Here is a 23,230-nt window from a genome sequence, read left to right as displayed (position 1 = left end):
CGCACCAAGCCATACATGGGACTTTTCTCGTTCGGCAAGAAAGACGACGCACGCGCGGCGAGCGACGCATACCCCGATTCCCCGCGCGGCTCGCGTCATACCGTGCGCACGGAACGCCGCACGCGCCGCTCGGAGCGCACGGACGCCGACGCGATGATGCTCGACCCTACCCTGCCCGAGAAGCAGCGCGCGCGCCGCAGGCTGGTCGGCGCGATCGCGCTGGTGCTGGCGGCGGTCATCGTTCTGCCGATGGTGCTGGATTCGCGCCCGAAGCCCGTTACCGACGACATTTCCATCGACATTCCTAGCCGCGCCGCGCCGGCCGCGAAGCAATCGCGCGACGCGGAAGACGCCGATACGCAAGCGGGCGTCGCGCATGACGGTCCTGCGCCGACATCGGCGCCGGCTGTAGCGCAAGCGCAGCAGCCGCAAGCGTCCGCGCCGGTTGCGCAAGCCAAGCCTGAAGCGAAGCCCGAAACCAAGCCGGAACCGAAGCCGGAACCGAAGCCAGCCGTTGCCGCGAAGCCGGCCGCCAAGCCGCAGGCTGTCGAGCAGGCAGCAGACACCGATAACACCAGCAACACGACTTCCGCCACCGCGAACACGCCGTCGTCGCCCGCAGGCAGCCGCTTCGTGCTGCAAATCGGTACATTTGACGACGAAACCGCCGCGCAAAACTGGGTTCACAAGTTGAAAGCCGCGGGTGTGCCCGCATATGTTGAGCATCGGCAGCAGACGGACGGCTCATCCCGTGCGTTGCTGCGGGCGGGACCGTTCCCGGATCGCGCGGCGGCGTCGGCTGCGCTCGTGAAGGTGCGCCAGGCGGGACTCGCCGGCGGCAAGCGTTCGACGTCGAACTAAGCGCCGATGTTCACGAGCTTCGACTACGCGGTAATGGCGGTGATCGGCTTGTCGGCGTTGCGCGGCATGTGGCGCGGCTTGCTTGCCGAAGCCTTCGGACTCGTGGGGTGGATTGCCGCGATACTGATTGCGGGCCGCTTCGTCGGCGTCGTCGTGCCGTATATCCCGTCCACATGGCCGGGCGGTGCGCTGACGCAATGGCTCATCGCGTTTCTGCTGGTGGTCGGCGCGGTGCTGCTGCTGTCGAGCGTCCTGTCGGCGCTTTTGACGCGCATCACCGAAGTCACCGGCCTGCGCGGCGTAGACCGCTCGCTGGGCTTGCTGTTCGGCCTCGCCAGAGGCGCGATACTAGTGGTGATCCTGGTCGCCCTTGCCGGCTTGACCGAATTGCCGCAGAAGGATTTTTGGCGCAATGCGCTGCTCAGGCCGACGGTCGAGCAGGGCGTGCGCGAACTGAAACCGCTGCTTCCCGATACGCTCGCCGCGTATGTGCACGTCGCCCCTGATCCGGGCGATCCGGCGCGAAACGCCGCACAATAGACGAACGGCTGGCTACACGAGGAACGCGCGACGCCAGACTGCGTCGCCTCTGGTTCGGCTTGCACGAGCCCGGGCAACGCGCGCAGGCGGCACGCCTTTCGACCCCGTTTCGACTCTTTGAAGGACCATGCCATGTGCGGCATCGTAGGTGTAGTTTCCCAAAGCCCTGTCAATCAGGTCATCTATGACGCCTTGCTGCTGTTGCAGCATCGCGGTCAGGACGCGGCGGGCATCGCCACGGCCAACGGCAACAACTTCCACATGCACAAGGCCAACGGCATGGTGCGCGACGTGTTCCGTACGCGCAACATGCGCAGCCTGCCGGGCACGGTCGGCATCGGGCAAGTGCGCTATCCGACGGCCGGTTCAGCATCGAACGAGGAAGAAGCCCAGCCGTTCTACGTCAACGCACCGTTCGGCATCATCCTCGCGCACAACGGCAATCTGACGAACTGGATGCAGTTGAAGGACGAGATGTTCCGCATCGATCGCCGGCACATCAACACCGCATCGGATACCGAAGTCCTGCTCAACGTCTTCGCGCACGAACTGCAACTGGCAAGCTCGGGCCTGCAGCTCGACGCCGCCGCGCTGTGGAAGGCGGTCGCGGGCGTGCATCGCCGCGTAAAGGGCTCGTATGCGATCGTTTCGCTGATTGCGGGCTACGGTCTCGTCGCGTTCCGCGATCCGTTCGGCATTCGCCCGCTCGTGCTCGGCAAGCTCGAAACGTCGACGGGCGTCGAGTGGATGGTCGCGTCGGAATCGGTGGCGATCGAGGGTATCGGTTTCGAGTTCGTGCGCGATGTCGAGCCGGGAGAAGCGATTTTCATCGACGCCGAAGGCAATCTGCACAGCCACCAGTGCGCCGAAAAGCCGGTGCTGAACCCCTGCATCTTCGAACTGGTTTATCTCGCGCGTCCGGATTCGTGTCTCGATGGCGTGCCGGTCTACAACGCCCGTCTGCGCATGGGCGACTATCTCGCCGAGAAGATCAAGCGCGTGCTGCCCGACGTGCCGATCGACGTCGTCATGCCGATTCCCGATTCGTCGCGCCCCGCCGCGATGCAGGTGGCGGCGAAGCTCGGCGTCGAATATCGCGAGGGCTTCTTCAAGAATCGCTACGTGGGCCGCACGTTCATCATGCCTGGCCAGGCGGTGCGCAAGAAGTCGGTGCGCCAGAAGCTGAACGCAATGGGCATCGAGTTCAAGGGCAAGAACGTGCTGATCGTCGACGATTCCATCGTGCGCGGAACGACCTCGCATGAAATCGTGCAGATGGCCCGCGACGCCGGCGCGAACAAGGTCATTTTCGCGTCCGCCGCGCCGCCGGTGAAATTCCCGAACGTGTACGGCATCGACATGCCGACGCGTGGCGAACTCGTCGCGCATGGCCGCAGCGACGACGAAGTGGCGCGCATGATCGGCGCGGACTATCTCGTGTATCAGGACGTCGAGGACCTGAAGAGCGCGGTGCGCGATATCAATCCGGCGCTGAAGGAGTTCGAGGCATCGTGCTTCGACGGCAATTACATCACCGGCGATGTCACGACGGACTATCTCGATCGCATCGAGACCGCGCGTCTTGCGCCGCAGGAGCAAACGGATCGCGACATCGCGGGCGAAGCGCTCGATGGCGGCCCGGCGCGCTCGCAACTGCACTTGCAACTGTCGGTGGAATAGGCCCTTTGCGGCTTTGGAAGAAGCCCGCTGCGTCGTTCAGACGAGCGGGCTTTTTTGCGTCTACTGTGCGCGCATGAGGCCGCTGTTGCGCCATTGCCCCGGCGCGATGCCGAAGCGTTTCGAGAAAGCATGCGTGAACGCGCTTTGATCGGCGAAGCCGACATCGAGCGCGATCGCAGTCAGCGTGGTGCGCGGATCGGCAAGCAGCGTGAGCGCCGTATCGAGCCGCAAGCGCAGCAGATAGCGATGCGGCGTCTCGCCGAACGCTTCGTTGAACAGTTGATGAAAGCGCCGCATGCCGAAGCCGCAATGAGCGGCGAGATCGGCCACCCGCAGGGGCTCCGAGAGATGCGCGCGCAGCCATCGGTCGATGCGGGCAAAGTCGAGCGCGCGCATTTCATCGCTTGTTGATGCGCCGGCATCGGCCATCAATGCGCCACACAGACGCGTGGCCGCTTGCCATGCAAAGCGTCGCGGCAACGCGGCATCGTCGATGGTCACGCTGGTAGCCACGTTCGCGACGAGTTCGGTGATGCAGGCATCGAGATCGACAGTGCGGGCGCGTTCGAAGAAGCGCGCCGGCACCGCCACCGATGATGCCGGCAGGTCCAGCACGAGCTGGCGATTCACCCCTTCGGCCCAGTATTCGTGACGCGCGCCGGCCGGGATGATCCACGCGCGATGGCGGTCGATCTGCGACTCGCGGCCATCCACTGCCATGCCCATCGCACCGTCGAAGCCGAGCACGATCTGATGAAAGTCGTGTTCGTCCGACGCCTGCACCTGTTCATAGCGGCGCAGCGAGACCGTGGGCGTGGAGAGGGCGAGCGGCGCGCTCACGTGTACCTCAGACGTCGAGCAGTTCCACTTCGAACACGAGCGTCGCGTTCGGCGGAATCACGCCGCCTGCACCGCGCGCGCCATAGCCGAGCTGCGCCGGAATGGTGAGACGGCGCACGCCGCCGACCTTCATGCCCTGCACGCCTTCATCCCAGCCCTTGATGACCATGCCGCCGCCGAGGACGAAGGCGAAGGGCTCGTTGCGATCCTTGCTCGAATCGAACTTCTGGCCGTCGGTCAGCCAGCCGGTGTAATGCACGCTGACCGTCTTGCCCGCGACGGCTTCGGCGCCTTCGCCGACGGTGACGTCTTCATACTTGAGACCGGAATCGGTGGTGACTGTCGACATGTTTGCTCCCTGGTTGCACGGCATAGCGCCGATGGTCGAAACCAGCATTGTAGAACGGAGCGGGGGAAGAGATGGGGCGTGCGCCGGAGTGCGCCATGCGAGCACCACCGCTCGCATGGCGCCCCCAGCTTACTTCGCGAGCAAATCCGAAGGCTGCGGCGATGCCGGGTCATACGCGCCGCGCGATGGCGTCGCCGGCATCATCACGTTCTGCGCCTGTGCTTCGAATACCTCGCGCGAGAAGCGGCGGCGGAAGTCGCTGGTGAGCGCGGCCATCGGCACGTCGCGCGCGGCAAAGATGCGCTCGACAAAAGCGTCGTGATCGCCGGCCGGGAAAAGCAGCGCATCGGGCAGATACGAATCCAGACCGCAAATGCGCGATACCACGATGGGACGCTCCGCGAGCACCGCTTCGATCATCACGAGCGGCACGCCTTCGAAAGCCGACGGCAGCACGAGCGTATCGCTCGCGACGATATACGGCAGCACGTCGCTCTTCGGGCCGACGATTCGCACGCACGCAGTCAGCGTCGGGCTGGCGTCGACCATCGCTGCGAGCCGCGCCGCATCGGCGCCTTCACCGATGATCAGCACGATGGTCCGCTTGAACGCTTCCGGGTGACGCTCGATCGCTTCGAGCAGAAAATCCTGGCGCTTCTGCTTGAAGTTGATGCGGCCAATGTGCGCGATGACCGTGGTTCCATCATCGGGCAAGCCGAGCGATGCGCGCGCCGCTGACTTGGTCAGCATCGAGCGGCTGAAGCGGTCATCGACATAGTTCTCAAGGATCATCGTTCGCGCATGCGGCGCGAGCGTGCGCAGCTTCCCGCGCAGATGCTCGTTGAGGGTCACGAATTCATCAGGCATCCGATACATTACGCGCTTTGCGAGCCACTTGACCTTATCCGTTGAGCTTTCGGTGGCCGGGCCGTCATCGACGAGCGGCAAGTAGCTCAACGCACGCACACGCGCATAACGCGCGGCGAAGAGCCCGGCGATGCCCGATACGATCGTGCCCTGCGCGATCAGCAGCTTCGAGAGCTGCAGCGTGCGCAGCGTCGCAGCCGTCGAGCGAATCGCACGGAACAGCGCGAACAGATCGCCGCGTATCGATTCCGCGGTGTAAGACAGGCTCACCATGCGCACCTTGGCATTGTGGCGCGCCAGTTCGCTCACATAGCGATGCAGCGCCGCATTGCTCTTCGGCACGAGGATGTGCAGCGTTTGTACATTTCCGCTCGTAATGAGCGCGAGCATGAATCGCTTGAGCATCTCTTCATGCCCACCGTTGATGCCCGAGTCACAATAGATTCCAACGTTCACCGGCTTTCTCCCCTAACAGCGCGCGCCGTGCGCGTATTCACTGCCTGTTGACGAATTGCATCAGCAGCCGCGCACTTTCCGTCCAACGATAGCGCTCGGCGTGCGCGAGTCCACGGCGCCTGAGGTCTTCGCTTAGCTTAGGCGAATCGAGCAGTTCTCGCAGCTTTGTCGCCATGTCGTCGACCGAATAAGGATCGCAATAGATCGACGCGTCACCGCATGCTTCCGGCAGCGCCGCAGCGCGTCCGACGAGCGTGGGGCATCCGTTGCGCATTGCCTCCAGCGGGGGAATGCCGAAGCCTTCATAGATCGACGGATACAGAAAACATGCTGCATGCTGATACAGCGCCTTGAGTTTTTCGTCGCTCACATAGCCTGCTTCCTTGATGTTGGGTGCGTTCGACAAATCCTGTGCCTTGCCGAAAATCGCCGCATTCTTCATACCGACGATGACGAGGTCGATCGACGGATCGTTCAGACGCATGAAAGCCTCGACCAGCCGCTTGAAATTCTTGGTCGGATTCATGCTGCTCACTGCCAGGACGTAACGATTGGGAGTGAGATTTAATTCCGCGATGACTGAATCATCGGCCACGACATGATCGAGGTGATCCGCAGCGAGCGGCACCACGCCGATGCGCTCGGGCGCAACACCCACATGATGCGCAAGCCGGTCCCGCGAAAACATCGAGTTCGTCAGCACACAGCTCGACGTGCGCGCGAGAATCCAGAACATCACGCGATACCACATGCGAAACTTCCACGAGAAATGCGCGGGCGTGTCGAACACCGCAGCATCGTGCATGTAGATGATCTGGTTTCGACGAAAGATCGAGCCGGAGTTGCTGAGATTCACGATGCGCGATCGCCCTGCAAAGAGCGGCAGCACGAACTGCTCCCACAGCACGCCCTTGCCGAATCCGAGCTTGACGGTGGGCACGCCATCGACCGGCACGAGCCCGGACTGCGGCGGCACCGCGAGCATCACGTGCGCGCCCTCCGGCAGCTTCACGAGCGCAGCGACGAGTTCGCGTGCGACACGCTGCACGCCCGTCGTCTTCTGGCTCGTGAATCGCCCGTTATAAACGAGCTTGCTGGTTGCGATCGAAGTGTCCATGTATTCCGCTTTAAAACTGTGAGTCCGGCCGGGCTTCATACGATGCGACTTCGTTTGCGCCGAGTGGTTCGCGCACTGGCTTGCCGGATCCCGTTTCGTAGATCGACAGCCATTGACGAAAGATCGTGTCCATCGAGAAGCGCGCGCTCGCAGCGTGTCTCGCGGCAGCGCCCATGCGCGCACGTAGCGCGGGATCGTCACGCAGGCGGGCGATATATGCCCCCATCTCTTCGATGCTCGTCGCGACGAAGCCGGTCACACCATGCTTCACGACATCGCGATTGCCGACGACATCCGTGACGACGGCGGGAATACCGGCGACCTGTGCTTCGATGAGCGCGATCGGCATGCCTTCCCAGCGCGATGTCTGCACATAGACATCGAGTTGCGCAGTCAGTTCAAGCGCGCGATCGCGCGTGACCCATCCGCTGCATTTAACCGCGCTGCGCGCTTCGACGGGCAACTCATCGGGGTTGCCGCCTATCCACGAGAAGCCGACGTTCGGCGTTTGCAAAGTAGTTGCAAGGCTGGCGAATGCTTCGTGATTTTTCTGATACGACGCGCGTCCGCTCATGCCGATCACGATGCGGTCATCGTCCTTCTCGATGCGCGGCGGTATCTCCGATACGTTGACACCGTTCTCTATCAGCACCGCGCTGCGCGGATTGACCTTGCTTTCGATCTCGTGCAACTCACTCGCCGAGCATGCGACGATGACGCCGCCCATGCGCGCCGCAATGCGTTCGAAGTTCAAGTAAGCCAGTTGCTTTGCAGGCGATACATCACGGCGCAGGAAGGACAGGCCATGAGGCGAATAGAAGATCCGCGCGTCAGGCGTTGCAATGCATGCGGCAGCACGGCCGAGCACGCCTGCCTTCGACGAATGAAGATGCACCACGGAAGGATCGCAATGGCGAAGCGCGCGCACGAGATCCCATAGACCGGTCCAGTCCTTGACCGGATGAACATCACGGCACATGTCCACGTGGACAAGCCTGACTGCGGGATGAAAGAGCTTCGAGAAGTTGACGGGACTCTCCGGCCGGATCGAATGAAGGATCGTGACACTGACTCCTGCCGCCGCTGCGCGGTTCGACAGTTGCGTCAGCATAGACAACACCCCGCCACCGAACGCCTCGGTTATGTGGACGATCTCTTTCATTCCTGGACTCTTTTTTTAGTGTATTGCCACGCACCCCGTTGCACTCGCAATGGAGAATATGCGCGGCCAGGTCCTGTCAATAGTTGGTAGCACACATATCCCCGAGCTAAGCAGGGCGGGACTGTGCGCGAATACACGTTGAAAGCGAAACACAAGGCAATGAAGCCGACGCGCAGCATCACTAATCGAATGCGATCTTGGCCACTCGATTCACAAGTCTTGTTTTGCTGCTCGATTGAATTGAGTGCGTTTCGTTGATACAGGAACCAGCCTGTTCAGCGAAAGGCTTCCCTCGCACGAGGCGAGGAATTCAGTTTTGGCAATCGGAGTCGCGCCGTCCTGTCGAAAGACGGCGCATTCTTCGATACGCGAGTGAGTTTGCACGACGCAAAGCCGGTAGTGAATGTGTAGCCGTGCAACTTGCCGTTGCACCCCTAGTCATCAGGGGCGGCAAGATCGACAGCGAGCTTTGGGTCGTGCTGCCGAAGTCAATTGACTTCGGGTTCGGCCTTGGCGTTCGCCAATGCCTGCTGCGAGAAGGCGACTTCGCAAACTTCGAGAAGCACCCGCAAATCCTTGACCGGAATTGCAGCCGATTGCATGCGCAGATTTTCGGCGCGCTCTACCAGCTTCTGCACGCGTTCGAACGAAAGGTCGTCTGGTTTCATTCCACCGCTCACAATAAGTATTCTTACCTAGTACCTTAAACCCCGAACCGTCGCCCGTCCGTGCGGAACCACACATACATGGCTCCAACATCTGGAGTAGCGCAGCGCTCAGGCATGCAAAGGCCGCTGCTATCAAGCGGCCAGTTCGGGTTTCAGGGCGTTAGGCACGGACGTTCCGGCGGCGCCGGAACGGGGAAGGGAGCACGTCTAGCAGCAGGAAACGCGCCAGGGGAATTAGTTGGCGCCTTCCGTCATCGGACGCTGGCGCTTCAGCAACGGCACGCCTTCGAGATGCAGCGTAAAAGCCATTGCCGCCGCGATGGCGGTCTCGACGACCAGCACGGTCGCCGCTGCGCCCTGCTCGTGGAACAGCGTCGCCAGCACCCCGAGCAACGCGAAGTTGAGCACCGCGGAGCCAATCAGCACGCGGCTGAAGTGCGACTTCATGCCGAGCGGAAGCATCGTCTGAACGCCGAAGAGATCGGCCAGTCCGGACATTAGCGGCACGAAGGCCATCCAGCGCAGTACGTCTACCGTCGGGCCGAACTGCGGTCCGTAGAGCACTTTCACTGCGAGCGGTGCGCCGAAGAAAATGCACACCGAGATGACCGACACGATCGCGCCTTGCACCACGAACATCTTTCGCAGGAACGCGAATGCATCATCGCGTGCATGGTGCATCAGAAAGCTCACACGCGGATACGCGGCGGTCTTGAGCGGCCGCAGCATGTTCAGCGCCGCGCGGATCAGCTTGTCGCCCGCGGCGAAGTAACCGCCCGCCACGTTGCCCGCGATGAAGGTCAGCAGCACGATATTGCTTGACGCATAAATATCGACGAGCGATGTGGCCATGAAGACGCTCCAACCATCTTTCAGCCGTTCGATGATGGTCTTGAGCGATACGTGGACGAAATCGAGCTCGCGGCGGAAATACAAGTAGACGCAGATAGCGATGCCCGACAGCAGCGGCACGAGCGTATTGACGAGCATCGCGTTGTTGACGTCATCGTGATGGCGCACGAACAGATACATCGCCGGAATGCTGAGCGCGCGGCCCACGAACACGATTGCGCTGATCACGCCAAGATCTTCGACGCCCTGGAAATACCACGTGGGAATGAGCATGGAGCCGATCGCCATGCCGAAGCCGACGAGCAGGAGCCCCCGGTTTTCCGCGAGCATCGGCACGATGAACGTCAGCAAGACCAGCACGATGAAGCCCGCGACGGACAGTGCTATTTGCGCGTACATCGTCTCCCAGAACATCTTGGAGCGCAGCGCACGGTTATCGCGGTTGATCGAAATCTTGGGTGTCGCGGTGAGCGAGAAGCTGTAGTTGGTCAGCGTGATGAAATACGTGGTGAAGGCCATCGCGAAGGAAAGCCGCCCATATTCGCTAGGGCCGAGGACGCGCGCCAGCCACGGCAGCGTCAGAAGCGGTGCGAGGTACGTCGATACCTGCAACGTCATCAGAATGGTGAAGTTCTTTCGAAAAGATGCCATTGAGCGATTTTTCCCGACTTGAATTGCTGCCCTGGTGTCGATGACGCAAAAAGTGCTGCCTTCTGCATTTTTGCCCTTTCAACCGGGCATTTCCATGACAACGCCCGAGACGAATAGTTTCGTCCGGCGTTATTCCTTCATGGCAGAGGCGCACGGCCAAGGAGGGTAAAGCGTCCGTGCCTTGGCCTGACAGCGGATGCGAAAGGGGCATTGCGAGAGGTGAAGCAACGCTGGAACGACTGCGCGTCAGTGCGGCGCCATTGACCAGCCGCCGGGGATGACGCGACGCGTCCGCAGCGAGCATTAAACCGGAAAAAAAATAAATCTTCAGTGGGTTTGCACACGCAAATTCTCCGCGCGATGTGCTGTGCGGGAAAAACGACCGCCGGGCCGCGCGGCTCCGGCGGGCAAATCGCTCAGGCCGATGCGTTGTCGGCTATCTTCCGTGCGCCTCGTTCGGTGCTGTCGATGATCGCATCCGAACGCACGATATGATGCGGCGGCAAGCCGATGAACCGGCGCACCACATTGCGCGTGATCTGGTCCACGACGAGGCGGCTTTCAGCGTGTTTGTCCATTAGCACGCGGGCCCAGTCAGTCGTGCCGCCGTTGAATACGAGCCCTTGCTTGACGCTGCCGTCGCGATTCGGCCGATACACACCCATCGCACCGATGCCGCCCATGTCCCAGCCTTCGAGTCTCACCGTATCCGCGAGCGTGACGAAACCATTGGGCGCGGGCGGCACGCCATCGACTTCATAGCCGACGAGCCGATCCACTGCGCCGAAGCTTTGTCCATTGCGCAAGCCCGTGCCGCCGAAAACCCAGTGGTTCGCATCGCGCACGGTGTAGCCGATCGCTTCGCGCTCGCGCTTGATCCAGCCGCCGCGCAGGCGTTTCCATACGCCGTATTTGCCGCCGCCGTATCCATACGAGAGGCCGATGAGATCCGACTCGTCGTGTCCCGGCCATTGCTCGCCGAGTCGATTCATCACCGCGTAATCGCCGTCGATGGGTGCGTCCGCGTAATCGATCGGGCGAAAGCAGGTATTGCCGCTGAAGATCGCGAGATTGCCGCCATCGGCGATGAAGCGCGCGACATGCTCGCGCATCTCCTTGCTCCAGTATTCATGATGCCCCACGCTCAACATGCAGCGATAGGCTTCGAGTTTGAGGTGCGAGCCGCGATGCAGATCGTGATCGGTATAGAAGTCACACGCAATGCCTTCGGCTCGCAGCCAGCGAATGAATTTCGCGTCCCAATGCGTGAATTGCTGACGCGGCGAGCGCATGTCGTAGGGATCGGCGGGTTCGCCAAGTTGAGCGCCAAGACCGCCGCCCGGCCGCAGGAGGCTCACGCGCGTTTGCGCCTGTGTGCGATGGATCGGATCGCCGTAATAGCATCCGCCGCCCATCGAGTTATACGCGTGATATGTATTGATCGGGACGATATACGCGATGTCCGCGGAAGGCGTGCGCGGCCTCGCGATGATGAGCGCCATGCTGTCGCTATCGGGCGGCCCTGCAAAGATGGGCTTGTGCGCAGCGACGCGACGTCCGAGGTCGGTCAGCGGCTCGCCATTCGCGCCGACTTCATAGGCGATCGCGACATACGCGCCGCTTTCGAGATCGTCGTTATTCGGCTTGATGGTGACGATGGGCCAACGCCAGTCTTCATCGAAACGCACGGGCTTGAGATTGCCCGGCGACTGAAACACGATCCTGCCGTTGATCATCTCGGCACGCACGCTGCCGCCCGGTTGAACGGCGACACCGCCAACGCTCGTCAGGTCTTCATCGCTGCGTTGCTGGTAGATGGCGATGGAAAACCGCGAGCCCGGTTGCACCGCAAGCTCGAACCAGTCGCCGGCCGTGAAGCCGGGCCTTATCGGATAGATCTGCATGTCACGCCCTCGTGTTGGCCTTGTTATTCGTTATTCGTTCTTGTCATTGATTGGCGGTGGCGGTGGCGATGGTGCGCGGCGCGGACGACGGCGCGCGCAGCTCCTTGCCGAGCACGCGCTTCACAATGCGCTTGGTCTGGAACCAGCGCCGGTCCGCGACGATTCGCGTATGAAAGCGCAGCACCGAAGGCGTATCCGTGCGATTCGCGGCAAAGACGCGATAGCGCGCGGCGGTCGCTTCCATCATTCGCATCGATTCCGCGAAGCCGCGTGCATCGACGCGTGCGGCTTCATGGCAGGCATACGCGAACACCTTATGGAACATCGCGAGCCAGAAGGTATCCAGCGGGCCGCCGTTACAGCGCGCGAGTGTTTCTTCCGCGCATGTCGTGAGACTCATCACCGTGAACGGCGTCGCTTTGGTGGTGATGCTGCCCGCGCGCCGGCGATAAAAATACAGATCGTCGGCGAGGCGATAAAGCGTTTGCGCACGCGAATAAACGAGCGGAATCGCGGAAGCGTCCTCGTACACGCGGCCCGCTGGAAATTCGATCCCGTTCCACAATTCGCGCCTGTACACGCGCGCCACGGGAAAGACCTGATAAACACGTGCGAAATCGAGCAGCGCTTTGAGATCGCAAGTGCGGGGACCGGTCGTGGCGCGGTGGACCAACTCGAGATGCTCGATGAGCTTGCCATTCGAATTGATGATGCCGACGTTGAACTCGATGATGTCCGCCACGTTCCTGTCGAGGAGCGGCATGATCTTCGCGGTGAAATCGGCGGACCACACATCGTCGGAATCGAGAAATCCGATGAACGGCGATGACGCCAGCGCGATCGCCCGATTGCGGGCAGCCGACACACCACGGTTTTCCTGGTGAATCACCTGAATATGCTGTCCGCGCTCGCTGCGCTGAACTTCGCGGATGCGTTCCAGTGTGCGGTCTGTCGAACCGTCGTCGATGACGATGATTTCGATCTCGTTGGCGCGTGGTTGCGAGAGTGCCGATTCGAGGGAAGCGGCGATGTAATGCTCGACGTTATAGGCGGGAATGATCACCGACAGCAATGTCGGCGCGACGCTGCGGGCGCGTTTCATGGACTCGTGTACCCGGTTGATGTTTTGAATTAAGGCTTACCGTGGCCGAGAGCGGCGTTGCTGATCGGAGTTCGACTCCCCGTCGCGGCCCATGCTATTGCAGGGCCGGCCGACCAGTGCGCTATCTTGAGAAGCAGCTTATAGTCCTTTGTAAGGATAAAGTGTTCGAAGACGCACGATGCCCCGGCGCGTCGCCGACCCCTTGGTGTGTTGAACCGCATATACGAAACGCAACGGCAATTGCAAAGAGCCGCGCACGGTGATTGCTGGTTCGATGCATTAAGCGTTTTACGCTTCGCAAACGGGAGAGGCGCTCACATATAATGATTTGGTCGGGCTCCGACAAGCATCCGTTTCTTGGCGACATGAACCGCAACATCGATATACGCAAGGACCAACAACCGTGACCACGTCTTTCTCCAGTACGGTCGAGCCCGGAGGCGCGCAGCAGATCGATCCGGCCGCTTCAGGAAATGACGGCGTGCTCGTGCTCGATGCCGCCCAGCGTTGCCTCTCTGCCGACGCCGCCTTTGCACACATCTTCGATACCGGCTCCGCCGGCCTCACAGGCCGCGCCCTGACTGAAACGTCCTTGCCGAAGCCGCTCGTTGCTGCGCTCGCCGAGGCTGCGGATGCTGCGCTTGCTGGCAACGGCATCCGTCGAGCGCAGGTTTCCATCGAAGAAGACGAGTCCACGCGCAACTTCGCCATTCTTGCGCTGCCTTCGAATGAATCGGTCACGCTCGTCGTTTCGCCTTGCACGGGTGCTTCACAGACGCAAGGGAAAGCCGAGCGCTTTGCGCATTTGCGGGCAGAGGCATCGCTTTTCATGCGCGATCATGTCTTGTCGGTCGTGTCGCATGACTTGCGCGGACCGCTCAATGCGATTCATAGCTGGGGTTACGTGCTGGAACGAAAGGTCGACGCCAAGGATCCCGCCGCGCAGCGCGCGCTTGCGGGCATACGTTCGGGTGTCGAGCAGCAGGTGAAGCTGATCGAGCAATCCGTCGATACGACGCGTGCCGAAACCAAGGCGCTCGCGTTGTCGCTTGCGCCCGTGGCCGTCCGGTCAGTGCTGGATAAAAGCGTGTCGCTTGCGAAGGGCAGCCTTGCGCTGCAGCGTGGCGTCGCTATCACGGTTGAATCTCCGCTTGCGGAGGAGCAGGTCGAAGGCGATGCCGAGCGCCTCACGCAGATGCTGTGGCTCATGTTGACGTTCGCGGTCGAAGCCAGCGCGCGCGATACGACCGTGCAGGTCGCGAGCGTGATCGAGGGGAACATGTGGCGCACGGACGTGCGATTCACGGCATCGGCCAAGGCGCTCACGGATGCATCGGCGCCGCACGCGCTCGAAGCCTTTGCGCGACGGCAGGCGCTCGAGCCGCGCGAGGGCGGGCGGATTGCGTGGGCCTTCGCGCTGTGCAAGCGCGTGACCGAAGCGCACGGTGGTGCGTTCGAACATGCGAATATCGTCGATGGCACGGAGGTGGTGCTATCGGCGCGGATCGCGGTTGCCGGGATGTAATTTGACTTTCGATTGCCTGTCGCCCATATACTGACGCTTTCCACTTTCGAAGAGAGTTGCTTTGGCTCAGGTTGTCGCGCTGATCGGCGCATTGTTGCTCGTCGCCCTGAATGGCTTTTTCGTCGCTGCTGAATTCGGGCTCGTCAAACTCAGGGCGACGCGTGTCAAGGCCATTGCCAGGACCAACGGTCTGCCGGGCCGGCTGCTCGCGAAAGTTCACGGGCAACTCGACGCCTATCTCTCCGCATGTCAGTTGGGCATTACGCTGGCATCGCTCGGGCTCGGATGGATTGGCGAGCCCGCTTTCGCATCGGTGCTGCATCCGCTTTTCGCGCTGATCGGCGTGGAGTCGGAGCGGCTCGTCGACTCCATCTCGCTGTTCTTCGCGTTCACGGTCATTTCGTTCCTGCACATCGTCGTTGGCGAACTTGCGCCGAAGTCATGGGCGATTCGTCGTGCCGAGCAGGTGGGATTGTGGCTTGCCACGCCGCTTTACGGTTTCTATTGGCTGATGTACCCGTTTATCTGGGTGCTGAATTCCAGCGCGAATCTGGTTTTGCGGCTTTTTGGAATATCGGCCGAGCATGGCCATGACGCACATTACTCGACCGATGAACTCAAGCTGATCTTGCGCGGGCGCCGGCTTGGCGGAGCATCGTCGTATAACGCGGATGAGTGGAACACCATTGCGCATTCGCTCGATTTCAGCCGCATGACGGTGTCCGACCTGATGCGGCCGGGGCATGAGCTTGTCGGTCTGCGCAATGATTTATCGGTGCGCGAGAATCTTGCGGTGATTGCGCGGCATCGCTTCAGCCGATATCCGTTGTATGCGGATGGATCGGGTGAGCGAGTGATCGGCATGATCCATCTGAAGGACTTATTGCTTGCGCGCGATGGCGGGAGCAAGACGTTCAGCTTCAGTTTCAGCAAGGATGGCGAGAAACTGGAAAAGCTGTCGCGTTATGCGCGGCCGGTGCAGTATGTTGCGCCGAATCTATCGGCGCTGGAGTTGTTCAGGCGCTTTCGCAAGGGTGCGCCGCATTTCGCGCTTGTCGGGAGGAAGGGGGCGAAGCCGATTGGCTTTATCACGCTCGATAACTTGCTCGGTGCGCTGGTGGGCCAGATTCACGATGAGTTCCGTCAGGGCGATGCGGACTGGTCGCGTATGGACGATGGCACTTTGATGGGCAAGGGCTCGTTGCCGGTTGTATCGCTGGAGCGCGCGCTGGGGATCGATATCGATGAAGGGCGGGCGGAATCGGTCGGGGGGCTAGTCATCAATGCGCTTGGCGATTTGCCGTCGGAGGGGCAACGCGTTGCGTTCGATCGGTTCGATATCGTCGTCAAGAAGATGAATGGGCCCCGGATTGTGCTGGTTCGGGTTTATCCTCGTGAGGAGGAGGCTTTTGCTTAGGCGGCGGGTTTTTTGTTTTCTTGATTCGGCTTCGTATCATTCGCGTCGGTCTATTAGTGCGCCCCGGCGGGGCGAGCAAATAGACCGACATGAAAGCAAGTAGCGCGATGAAAAGGGGCGTCGACTCAAGTCAGCAAACAACAACCCCCGCCCCGGGAAAGGAGCGACCAACCCGGCCAATACCGAACTATTCACACGCTCCGCACCCCGGCACCCCTTCCTCCACGAGCAACGCCACTGGCATAGCCCCCAACGCATCGCGCAAGAAAAGCCGCTCGCCATCGCCCTTGGGCGCATTAGGACTGAGCCAGTCGAACAACGCCCGCGAGTGAAGCGCCTCCGGCAGCACGACGTACGTATCGCCCCAAACCGAAGGTTCAACGAGCGGCACATCACGCTGATCGCCAAGCAACGACGCAGAAAGCCTCGTAGCGATAACGACCGCATAAGCACTGCCAGCATGCCGCGCATAAGCGATCACATGCTTCGCATGTTCCCCCTGCACGGTCAGAGGCAAATATTCCCCTTGCGCAAACAGCGATTCGCAATGCTTGCGCAAAGCAAGCGCCCGCCGCACGAGTCCGAGCTTCACGCGGCCATCGCGCCAATTAGACATTTGCTCCGAAGGCGGTCCCTTCTCGTCGATCTCTTCGAGCCACCGGCGACGCAACGCATAATCCACCGGCCGGCGATTATCTGGATCTACCAGACTGAAGTCCCACAGCTCCGTGCCCTGATAAAGATCCGGCACGCCAGGCGCGGTAAGACGCAGCAGCGTCTGCTGAAAACTGTCGATCGCACCGACCGGCCCGATCCGCGCAACGAACGACGACAACTCCTGCAAGAAGCCATTACGCCGCTGCGGCGAAACGATATCGAACAGGAAGTCACGGCACGCCTGCTCATACGCCTCGTCCGGCGCGAACCAGCTCGTGCGCAGCTTGCCCTCGCGCAAAGCCTTCAACTGCCACTGCGCCACGCGCTCGGCCAGTTCCTGAACGCCGGCTTCGTCATCCGGGGCGAGGGTGAGCGGCCAGCAGCCCACGAGCGTTTGATAGAGCATCGCTTCGGCAGCCGGGCCGGGCGCCCAGTCGTGACCATCGCCCGCCCCGCGCCGCAACGGCGTGTTCAAAGTCGACCATGCCTTGAGCGTCGCGGCCCATTCATCGGGAATCTCGCTCAATGCGGCAATGCGCGCGCGAACGTCCTCGCCGCGCTTGTGATCGTGCGTCGCGGTGCAAAGCATCGCATGCGGAAAGTCGGCGAGACGCTCGCTATTGCCTTTGTGAAACTCCTCGACCGACAACGCGAACTCGCCCGGATCGGCACCCACTTCGTTGCGTGAGATGAGCCGGCCATAGCGATAACACGCCGTATCCTCGACCGCCTTCGCCGCGACCGGCGACGTCAGTTGCGAGAACAAAGTCTGCGCCGCGCGCCGTTGCGAGCCAGTCGAAGCCTGCGGATTGGGTCCCGCCTGCGCCTGATTGCGATCGCGATCGCGGCCACGCTCAACAGCACGCTCCCGCTGACGATCGTTCCTTTCGTTGCGATCAGCCGCCGCCGTCTCTTCCGGCAACTTGCCGCCGAGCCATTGCGCGACCTGATCGAGGATGACGTGATCCGCGCGAGCGAGCGATGCACGCGCCTTCTCGAGCGCCTGCGAGAAATAACGCTCGTCTTCGGCACTGCGCACGCCGCCAACCGGATAGATTCGATACACCGGAAAATGCACGACCAGTTCCGCGACGACGCGACGAATCGACGTGAACGTGAAATCGCGCGTGCTCTGCGCATCACGCGCAATACGATGCAACGCACGCGTCACGCGATCCAGTTCCGCCGCGAGATTCTCCGCCAATATCTTGCGTCGTGCGATCAACGCTTCGTCGGCGAACTCGCTGCTCTTGCCGGTGATCTCGGCCCACAACGCCGCGAGCGGCTCCGCGCCCGCCGGATCGTGCAGCAACGCGCCGACATCGTTCATGAAGTCGTAACCGGTCGTGCCATCCACTTCCCAGTCGCGGCGAAGCGGCTCACCGCGCGCCAGGATCTTCTCGACTACGAAATAAGTGCGGCTACTGCCGTGGCGCAACGCCTCCGGACGTTCAGCGGATAGCTCTTCGAGCCGCGCACGCAAACGCTGACAATACTCGCGCGGCTCCGCGAGGCCATCGACGTGATCGATGCGAACTCCATCGATCAGCCCCTCAGTAAAGAGCCGGAAAATGAGCGCATGCGATGCCTCGAACACTTCAGGCCGCTCCACGCGCACGCCGCCGAGCGTGCTCACATCGAAGAAGCGCCGCCAGTTCACTTCGTCCGCCGCGGTGCGCCACCACGCAAGCCGGTAGTGCTGCCGTTCGAGCAGTCGATGCAAACGCTCGCGTCCCGCTTGCGTCTCGGACGAATGCGCCGCGAGCACGGCGGCAATCGCGGCCTGCCCGCCTTCGGTCTGCGCGATGGTCACGAGCGCGGTGCGCGCTTCGGCGGCGCGCGGCTGATCGGCGGGCTGCGTCGTCAGGCCGCTGAAACGCTGCGCAAGCTCGGGCGCTTCCTGGAGCACGGAAGGGTAGTCGACCGGGCAGACAGGGAACACATGCGAGTAATACTCAATGACGAAGCGCCCCTCGTCCGCGCGATACGCAAGCTTGATCTTGCCGCCCTGCAACTCTTCGCCGTACGCCGCGCCGAGAAACGGCGCGAGCACCTTGCCGCGCAGTGCGGGATCGGGCGAATGCCAGTCGACATCGAAGAAACGCGCGTGCGCCGCATGCCGTCCCCATTCGAGGATATCCTGCCACCACGCGTTCTCCGACCCGCCGACGCCCATGTGATTGGGCACGACATCGACGATCAGACCCATGTCGTGCGCGCGGAGCTTTTCGACGAAGCGGCGCAAGCCTTCTTCGCCGCCAAGCTCGGGATTGACCTTCGTGTAGTCCACGGTGTCATAGCCGTGCGTGGAGCCGGATGTTGCAGTCGTGATCGGCGATGCATACGCATGGCTCACGCCGAGCGACGCGAAATAGTCCACTTGCGCGGCGGCGTCGTCGAACGTGAAGTCCTTGTGAAGCTGGAGCCTTAGCGTGGAGCGCGGTACGGTCATGGCGATTCGGGCTTTGGGGTATCTGAGTTATCGGGGTGAAAGGCGCGCTTGCGGGCTGAATCCACGGCGAGAAGGCGATCACAAAAGGCATCGTCGAGAAACAGTTCATCGACCGGCAGCGTAAGACGGCGCCGCCAGTTCGGGTGCTCGTCGATCGAGCCGGGCAAATTCGGCTGCTCCGCGAGGCCGAGCAAATCTTCGAGCGGATACGTGACGAGCGGGGCAGGCGTCATGCCGACGAAGGCAAGCGCTTCATCCACGGGCGCGTTATCGACCGGCGGCGCTTCTACATTCGCAGGCGCGACGCCCGCCTCCTGAAACGCGCGCCACAGATGCGCGCGATCTTCACCGCGCTCTTCCATCGCGACTTCGACGGGATCGCGGCCATCGTCGCGCGCCATCGTCTGGCCGATCTTCGAGCGCCATTCGATATCCTCGCCGCGCCACCATCCGGTGACGGTGGGCAGGTCGTGCGTCGTCGTGGTTGCCGTCACGCCGTTGCTCCATTCGCGAGGTGGCTTGAATCCTTCGCCCTCCTCAGCACGTTCGAACCACAGCACACGAATACCTAGCAAGCCGTGCTCCTGCAGTCGCTCGCTGAAGCCGGGCGGCACCGTGCCGAGGTCTTCACCGACGACGATCGCGCGATGCCGCCACGATTCCAGCGCAATCAGCCGCAACAGGTCGTCGATCGGATAACGCAGATACGCACCATCCTTCGCGCTTTCGCCTTCAGGCACGAGCCAGAGCCGCCGCAAACCGAGGATATGATCGATGCGAATGCCGCCGGCTTGCGCGAACGAGCAGCGCAACATGTCGATGAACGCCGAGAAGCCCTGCATGCGCATCGCGCGAGGCGAAAACGTCGTGAGACCCCATGATTGCCCCGCCTGATTGAAGAGATCGGGCGGCGCGCCGACGGACACGCCCGTGAGCATCTCATCGCGATACGACCATGCGTGACTGCCCGCGCTATCGCATCCGACGGCCAGGTCCGCGACGAGACCGACAGCCATGCCCGCATCGCGCGCCGCGTGCTGGGCATGCATCAGACCTTTGGCCGCGAGCCATTGCGTGAAGAGAAAGAAGTCCACTTCGCGCCGGTTCGCTTCCGCAAACGCGGCGACCGCATCGCTGCGCGGATCGCGCAAAGCTTCGGGCCAGTTGCGCCAGTGGCCTTCGCCGTTCTGCGCGATCTGTTCGGCTTGCAGGGCTTCGAATCGCGCGTGGTCTTCGAGCGGGCGTCCGCCTTCTTTCACGAACGACGCAAAGTCCTTCGCGAATGCCGAGTCGCTATCTTGCGAGAACGCATCGAAGAGCGCGCGCAACACTGCAATCCGCGCTTTCATCGCACGGGGCCAGTCGATCAGCGGCAAGCGTTCCAGTTCGGCGAGTTCATCGGCGACGCCTGCTTTTTCGATCGCGGCGCGCGCAGCGGGCGCACCAAGTACCGCAGCCGGGTCGATGTGCGCGATGTTGAAAAAGAGCCGCGACGACGGCGAATACGGGCTGTACTTGTTCGGCTCCGCGCTGAACATCGCGTGCATCGGACTGATGGCGAGCGCGTGACTGCCGTGCTTCGCCGCCTTCGTCGCAAGCGATGCGAGCGCCGTGAAATCGCCGATGCCGCCGTCGCCGGTGCGGCGCAAGCCATACACCTGCGCCGCGATGCCAAAGAGCGGCGGCGCTTCTTGCGCGTCTTCGTTGAGCGAGCGCCAGGCATCGTCGATCGTATAGCAGCGTGCCGGGGCAACGGCCAGCGTAGTGCGATGGTCGTTGATGACGAGCGTGTGATAGCCCGGCTCCGCAATCGGCGCAAGCAACGCAGTTTCGCCTTTGGGCGATGTAAAACGCCCGTCGATGATTTCGCCGCTTTCGAGCTCGACGCGATAGCGCGCGCCCGACTTCGCCACCGACACCGGCAGCGCAATGCCGCGATCCACTTCGGCCGTGATGAGCGGCGGCAGCTTGCGTCCGCTCGCTTCGGCATCGACGGCGGCCATGCTCTGCTTGATCTGCGTGGCGTTGCCGCATGGCAGGCCGAGCTTCTCGAGCAGGATGCGCAACGTATTCTCGGGCACACGTTGGGTGGTCTTGTGCGCGTCCTGCCATTCGACTTCGAATCCCGCGCGTTCCGCGAGCGTTTCGAGCGCCGAGCGTGGACGCGCATCCTTTTGCTGGTTCACGTTCACGTGCGTTGTCCTTCGATCGGTTCCAGATGACGCGCATCGTGCGCGATCGCGTATTCATTCACTTCGCCGGTGATCCATGCGACGAACGTGCGCGCGCTCAGTTCGCCTTCGCTCGCGCGATCCTGCGCACGGGCGGGCGTTTCGAAGACGACCTTGCCTTGCGGCGCATCGGTCAGCGCGACGGGCGCATCGGCGAGATTGAGCGCAATGGTCAGCGTTTCGCCGTCGCCGAGCTTCCATCGCGCGACGACCGCCTTCTCGCCGAGCACCGTCGCGCCCAGCGCCTTCGCGCCTTTCAGACGCGGCGTGACGAGCTTCGCGCGCACCGTCAGCGCGGAGCGATAGAAGTGCAGCCAGTCGAGCCTGTCGAGTTCATCGCTCTTGTTCGCCACACTGGGCGACGACATCTCGAACGTGCGCTTGTCGTTCGGATCGGGAATCTGCGCGCGGCGCTTTTCGTCGGCGAATGCGGAGAACTTTGCGAACTCGCGGCGGCGGCCTTCGCGGACCGCATCGGCGAGTTCGTCGTGATAGTCGGTGAAGAACAGGAACGGCTGCTTGGAGCCGTATTGCTCCTCCATGAAAATCATCGGTATTTGCGGGGAAAGCAGCAAAAGTCCGGTCGCGGCAAAGAGCGACTGATCGTCGGTGAGCGAGCGCAGACGTTCGCCCATCGCGCGATTGCCGACCTGATCGTGATTCTGCAAAAACATCACGAAAGCGGTCGGCGGCAGGTGGGCGCTCTTTTCGCCGCGCGGCGCGCCGTCGTGAATCGGCGACGGATCGCCCTGATACACGAAGCCTTCCGACAGCACACGCGCGAGCTTCTCGATGGGCTGCTCCGAATACGCGCCGTAATAGCTTTCGCTCTCGCCGGTCAGGAGCACATGCAGCGTGTTGTGCGCGTCGTCGCTCCATTGCGCGTTGAAGTGCGTCTCCAGCAGATTCGCCGTGTTGTGTTCGTTCTCTAGCACGAGATGTACATGACGTTGATCTTCGACGGAACTGCGCACGCGGTCCGCGAGTTCTCGCAGCCATTCGTCGTCGTTGATCGCGTGCACTGCATCGAGGCGCAGACCATCGAAGCGATACTCGTTGAGCCAGTAGAGCGCGTTGTCGAAGAAGAAGTCACGCACTTGCGGACGTTCGAAGTCGATCGCCGGACCCCATGGCGTATCGACGCCTTCGCGGAAGAAGGTCTTCGCATAGGCGTGCAGATAATTGCCGTCCGGGCCGAAGTGGTTATAGACGACATCGAGAAACACCATGAGGCCGAGGCCATGCGCGGTGTCGATGAGTTGCTTAAGTTCTTCGGGGCGGCCATAGGTCGAATCGGGTGCATAGGGCAGCACGCCGTCATAGCCCCAGTTGCGCGTGCCGGAGAAGTCATTCAGCGGCATCAGTTCGATGGCCGTGATGCCCAGTTGCGCGAGTTCCGGCAGGCGCGCGGTGACGCCCGCGTAGCCGCCCATTGCGCCGACGTGCAGTTCATAGAGCACGGTCTCTTCCCACGGACGGCCGTGCCAGTCCGTGTTGGTCCAGCGATAGGCGCGCGGATCGACGACCTCGCTCGGCCCATTCACGTCCTGCGGCTGAAAGCGCGATGCGGGATCGGGCACCGCGAGGTTTTCGTCGAGGCGATAGCGATACAACGTGCCCGCGCCGGCATCGGCTTCCGCTTCGAACCAGCCGTCGCCGGTCGCTTGCATGTCGATGACATCGGGCGTCGCGCTGCCGGGACGCTGAAGCTCCACTTGCACGTGGTCGCGCGACGGTGCCCAAAAGCGAAAGCGCGTGCGCGGATGCTCGCGCTCCGGGCCCGTGAGATGCGCGCCGAAGGGAAGGCAATGCGCGTGTTGGTGCTTGTGAGGATCGATCGGACGTTCGGACATGATTTCGTGCCTGGTTGCTAACGCATTGCCACTTTGATGTGATGCC

Annotated in this window: 17 protein-coding genes; 5 read left to right on the top strand and 12 right to left on the bottom strand. The window is 62.1% G+C overall.

From position 1 onward, the window contains the following. Positions 1-15 precede the first annotated feature (15 nt). The 3 genes from BG57_RS24110 to purF all read left to right on the top strand — a co-directional run bounded on the left by BG57_RS24110 (position 16) and on the right by purF (position 3,081). On the top strand, positions 16-861 hold the full coding sequence (locus BG57_RS24110) for an SPOR domain-containing protein (RefSeq protein WP_035968847.1): 846 nt from the start codon (positions 16-18) through the stop codon (positions 859-861). 6 nt (positions 862-867) lie between these two features. Continuing rightward, on the top strand, positions 868-1,401 hold the full coding sequence (locus BG57_RS24105; RefSeq protein ID WP_035968846.1) for a CvpA family protein: 534 nt from the start codon (positions 868-870) through the stop codon (positions 1,399-1,401). Between the two features lie 132 nt (positions 1,402-1,533). Continuing rightward, a complete protein-coding gene (gene purF, locus BG57_RS24100) occupies positions 1,534-3,081 on the top strand; it encodes an amidophosphoribosyltransferase (RefSeq protein ID WP_035968845.1) in 1,548 nt (515 codons plus the stop codon). 60 nt (positions 3,082-3,141) lie between these two features. On the opposite strand, the gene BG57_RS24095 is transcribed toward purF, so the two are convergent. The 9 genes from BG57_RS24095 to BG57_RS24055 form a co-directional block, all read right to left on the bottom strand. Then, positions 3,142-3,921, bottom strand: coding sequence for an AraC family transcriptional regulator (locus BG57_RS24095; RefSeq protein ID WP_035968843.1), 780 nt, complete (start codon positions 3,919-3,921; stop codon positions 3,142-3,144). Positions 3,922-3,928: 7 nt separating this feature from the next. Next, complete coding sequence (locus BG57_RS24090) at positions 3,929-4,270, bottom strand: FKBP-type peptidyl-prolyl cis-trans isomerase (protein ID WP_035968893.1); 342 nt, start codon at positions 4,268-4,270, stop codon at positions 3,929-3,931. Positions 4,271-4,399: 129 nt separating this feature from the next. After that, on the bottom strand, positions 4,400-5,593 hold the full coding sequence (locus BG57_RS24085; protein WP_035968842.1) for a glycosyltransferase: 1,194 nt from the start codon (positions 5,591-5,593) through the stop codon (positions 4,400-4,402). 37 nt (positions 5,594-5,630) lie between these two features. Next, a complete protein-coding gene (locus tag BG57_RS24080; protein ID WP_035968840.1) occupies positions 5,631-6,710 on the bottom strand; it encodes a glycosyltransferase family 4 protein in 1,080 nt (359 codons plus the stop codon). 10 nt (positions 6,711-6,720) lie between these two features. Beyond that, on the bottom strand, positions 6,721-7,872 hold the full coding sequence (locus BG57_RS24075; RefSeq protein ID WP_035968837.1) for a glycosyltransferase: 1,152 nt from the start codon (positions 7,870-7,872) through the stop codon (positions 6,721-6,723). A 488-nt stretch (positions 7,873-8,360) separates the two neighbouring features. Continuing rightward, entirely contained in the window at positions 8,361-8,540 is a 180-nt protein-coding gene (locus BG57_RS24070; RefSeq protein ID WP_035968835.1) for a hypothetical protein, read from the bottom strand. A gap of 234 nt (positions 8,541-8,774) precedes the next feature. Continuing rightward, positions 8,775-10,043 (bottom strand): flippase, encoded by a 1,269-nt coding sequence (locus BG57_RS24065; protein WP_035968834.1) that lies wholly within the window; start codon positions 10,041-10,043, stop codon positions 8,775-8,777. A gap of 416 nt (positions 10,044-10,459) precedes the next feature. Further along, positions 10,460-11,947: a N,N-dimethylformamidase beta subunit family domain-containing protein gene (locus BG57_RS24060; RefSeq protein WP_035968833.1), complete on the bottom strand. Its 1,488-nt coding sequence runs from the start codon at positions 11,945-11,947 to the stop codon at positions 10,460-10,462. Positions 11,948-11,990: 43 nt separating this feature from the next. Next, entirely contained in the window at positions 11,991-13,049 is a 1,059-nt protein-coding gene (locus BG57_RS24055; RefSeq protein ID WP_035968830.1) for a glycosyltransferase family 2 protein, read from the bottom strand. 403 nt (positions 13,050-13,452) lie between these two features. Between BG57_RS24055 and BG57_RS24050 the strand changes: the two genes are divergently transcribed. Together BG57_RS24050 and BG57_RS24045 are read left to right on the top strand one after the other, a co-directional pair. Then, positions 13,453-14,574, top strand: a complete 1,122-nt coding sequence (locus BG57_RS24050; RefSeq protein ID WP_229753847.1) for a sensor histidine kinase — start codon at positions 13,453-13,455, stop codon at positions 14,572-14,574. A 61-nt stretch (positions 14,575-14,635) separates the two neighbouring features. Next, complete coding sequence (locus BG57_RS24045; RefSeq protein WP_035968828.1) at positions 14,636-15,991, top strand: hemolysin family protein; 1,356 nt, start codon at positions 14,636-14,638, stop codon at positions 15,989-15,991. A 187-nt stretch (positions 15,992-16,178) separates the two neighbouring features. Here BG57_RS24045 and treY read toward each other — a convergent pair whose 3' ends face one another. From treY to treZ, 3 genes are read right to left on the bottom strand one after another with little or no spacing between them, the layout of a single operon-like run. Further along, complete coding sequence (treY, locus tag BG57_RS24040) at positions 16,179-19,100, bottom strand: malto-oligosyltrehalose synthase (protein WP_035968825.1); 2,922 nt, start codon at positions 19,098-19,100, stop codon at positions 16,179-16,181. Continuing rightward, positions 19,097-21,292 carry a 4-alpha-glucanotransferase gene (gene malQ / locus BG57_RS24035; RefSeq protein WP_229753848.1) on the bottom strand — a complete coding sequence of 732 codons (2,196 nt, stop codon included), beginning with the start codon at positions 21,290-21,292 and terminating at the stop codon, positions 19,097-19,099. The genes treY and malQ overlap by 4 nt, the downstream gene beginning before the upstream one ends. Then, on the bottom strand, positions 21,289-23,184 hold the full coding sequence (treZ, locus tag BG57_RS24030) for a malto-oligosyltrehalose trehalohydrolase (RefSeq protein ID WP_035968823.1): 1,896 nt from the start codon (positions 23,182-23,184) through the stop codon (positions 21,289-21,291). Before treZ ends, malQ begins: the two co-directional genes overlap by 4 nt. Positions 23,185-23,230 lie beyond the last annotated feature (46 nt).

The sequence above is a fragment of the Caballeronia grimmiae genome, from assembly GCF_000698555.1.
GTDB classification, from domain to species: Bacteria; Pseudomonadota; Gammaproteobacteria; order Burkholderiales; family Burkholderiaceae; genus Caballeronia; species Caballeronia grimmiae.
This window is presented reverse-complemented; position numbering and strand designations above follow the sequence as displayed.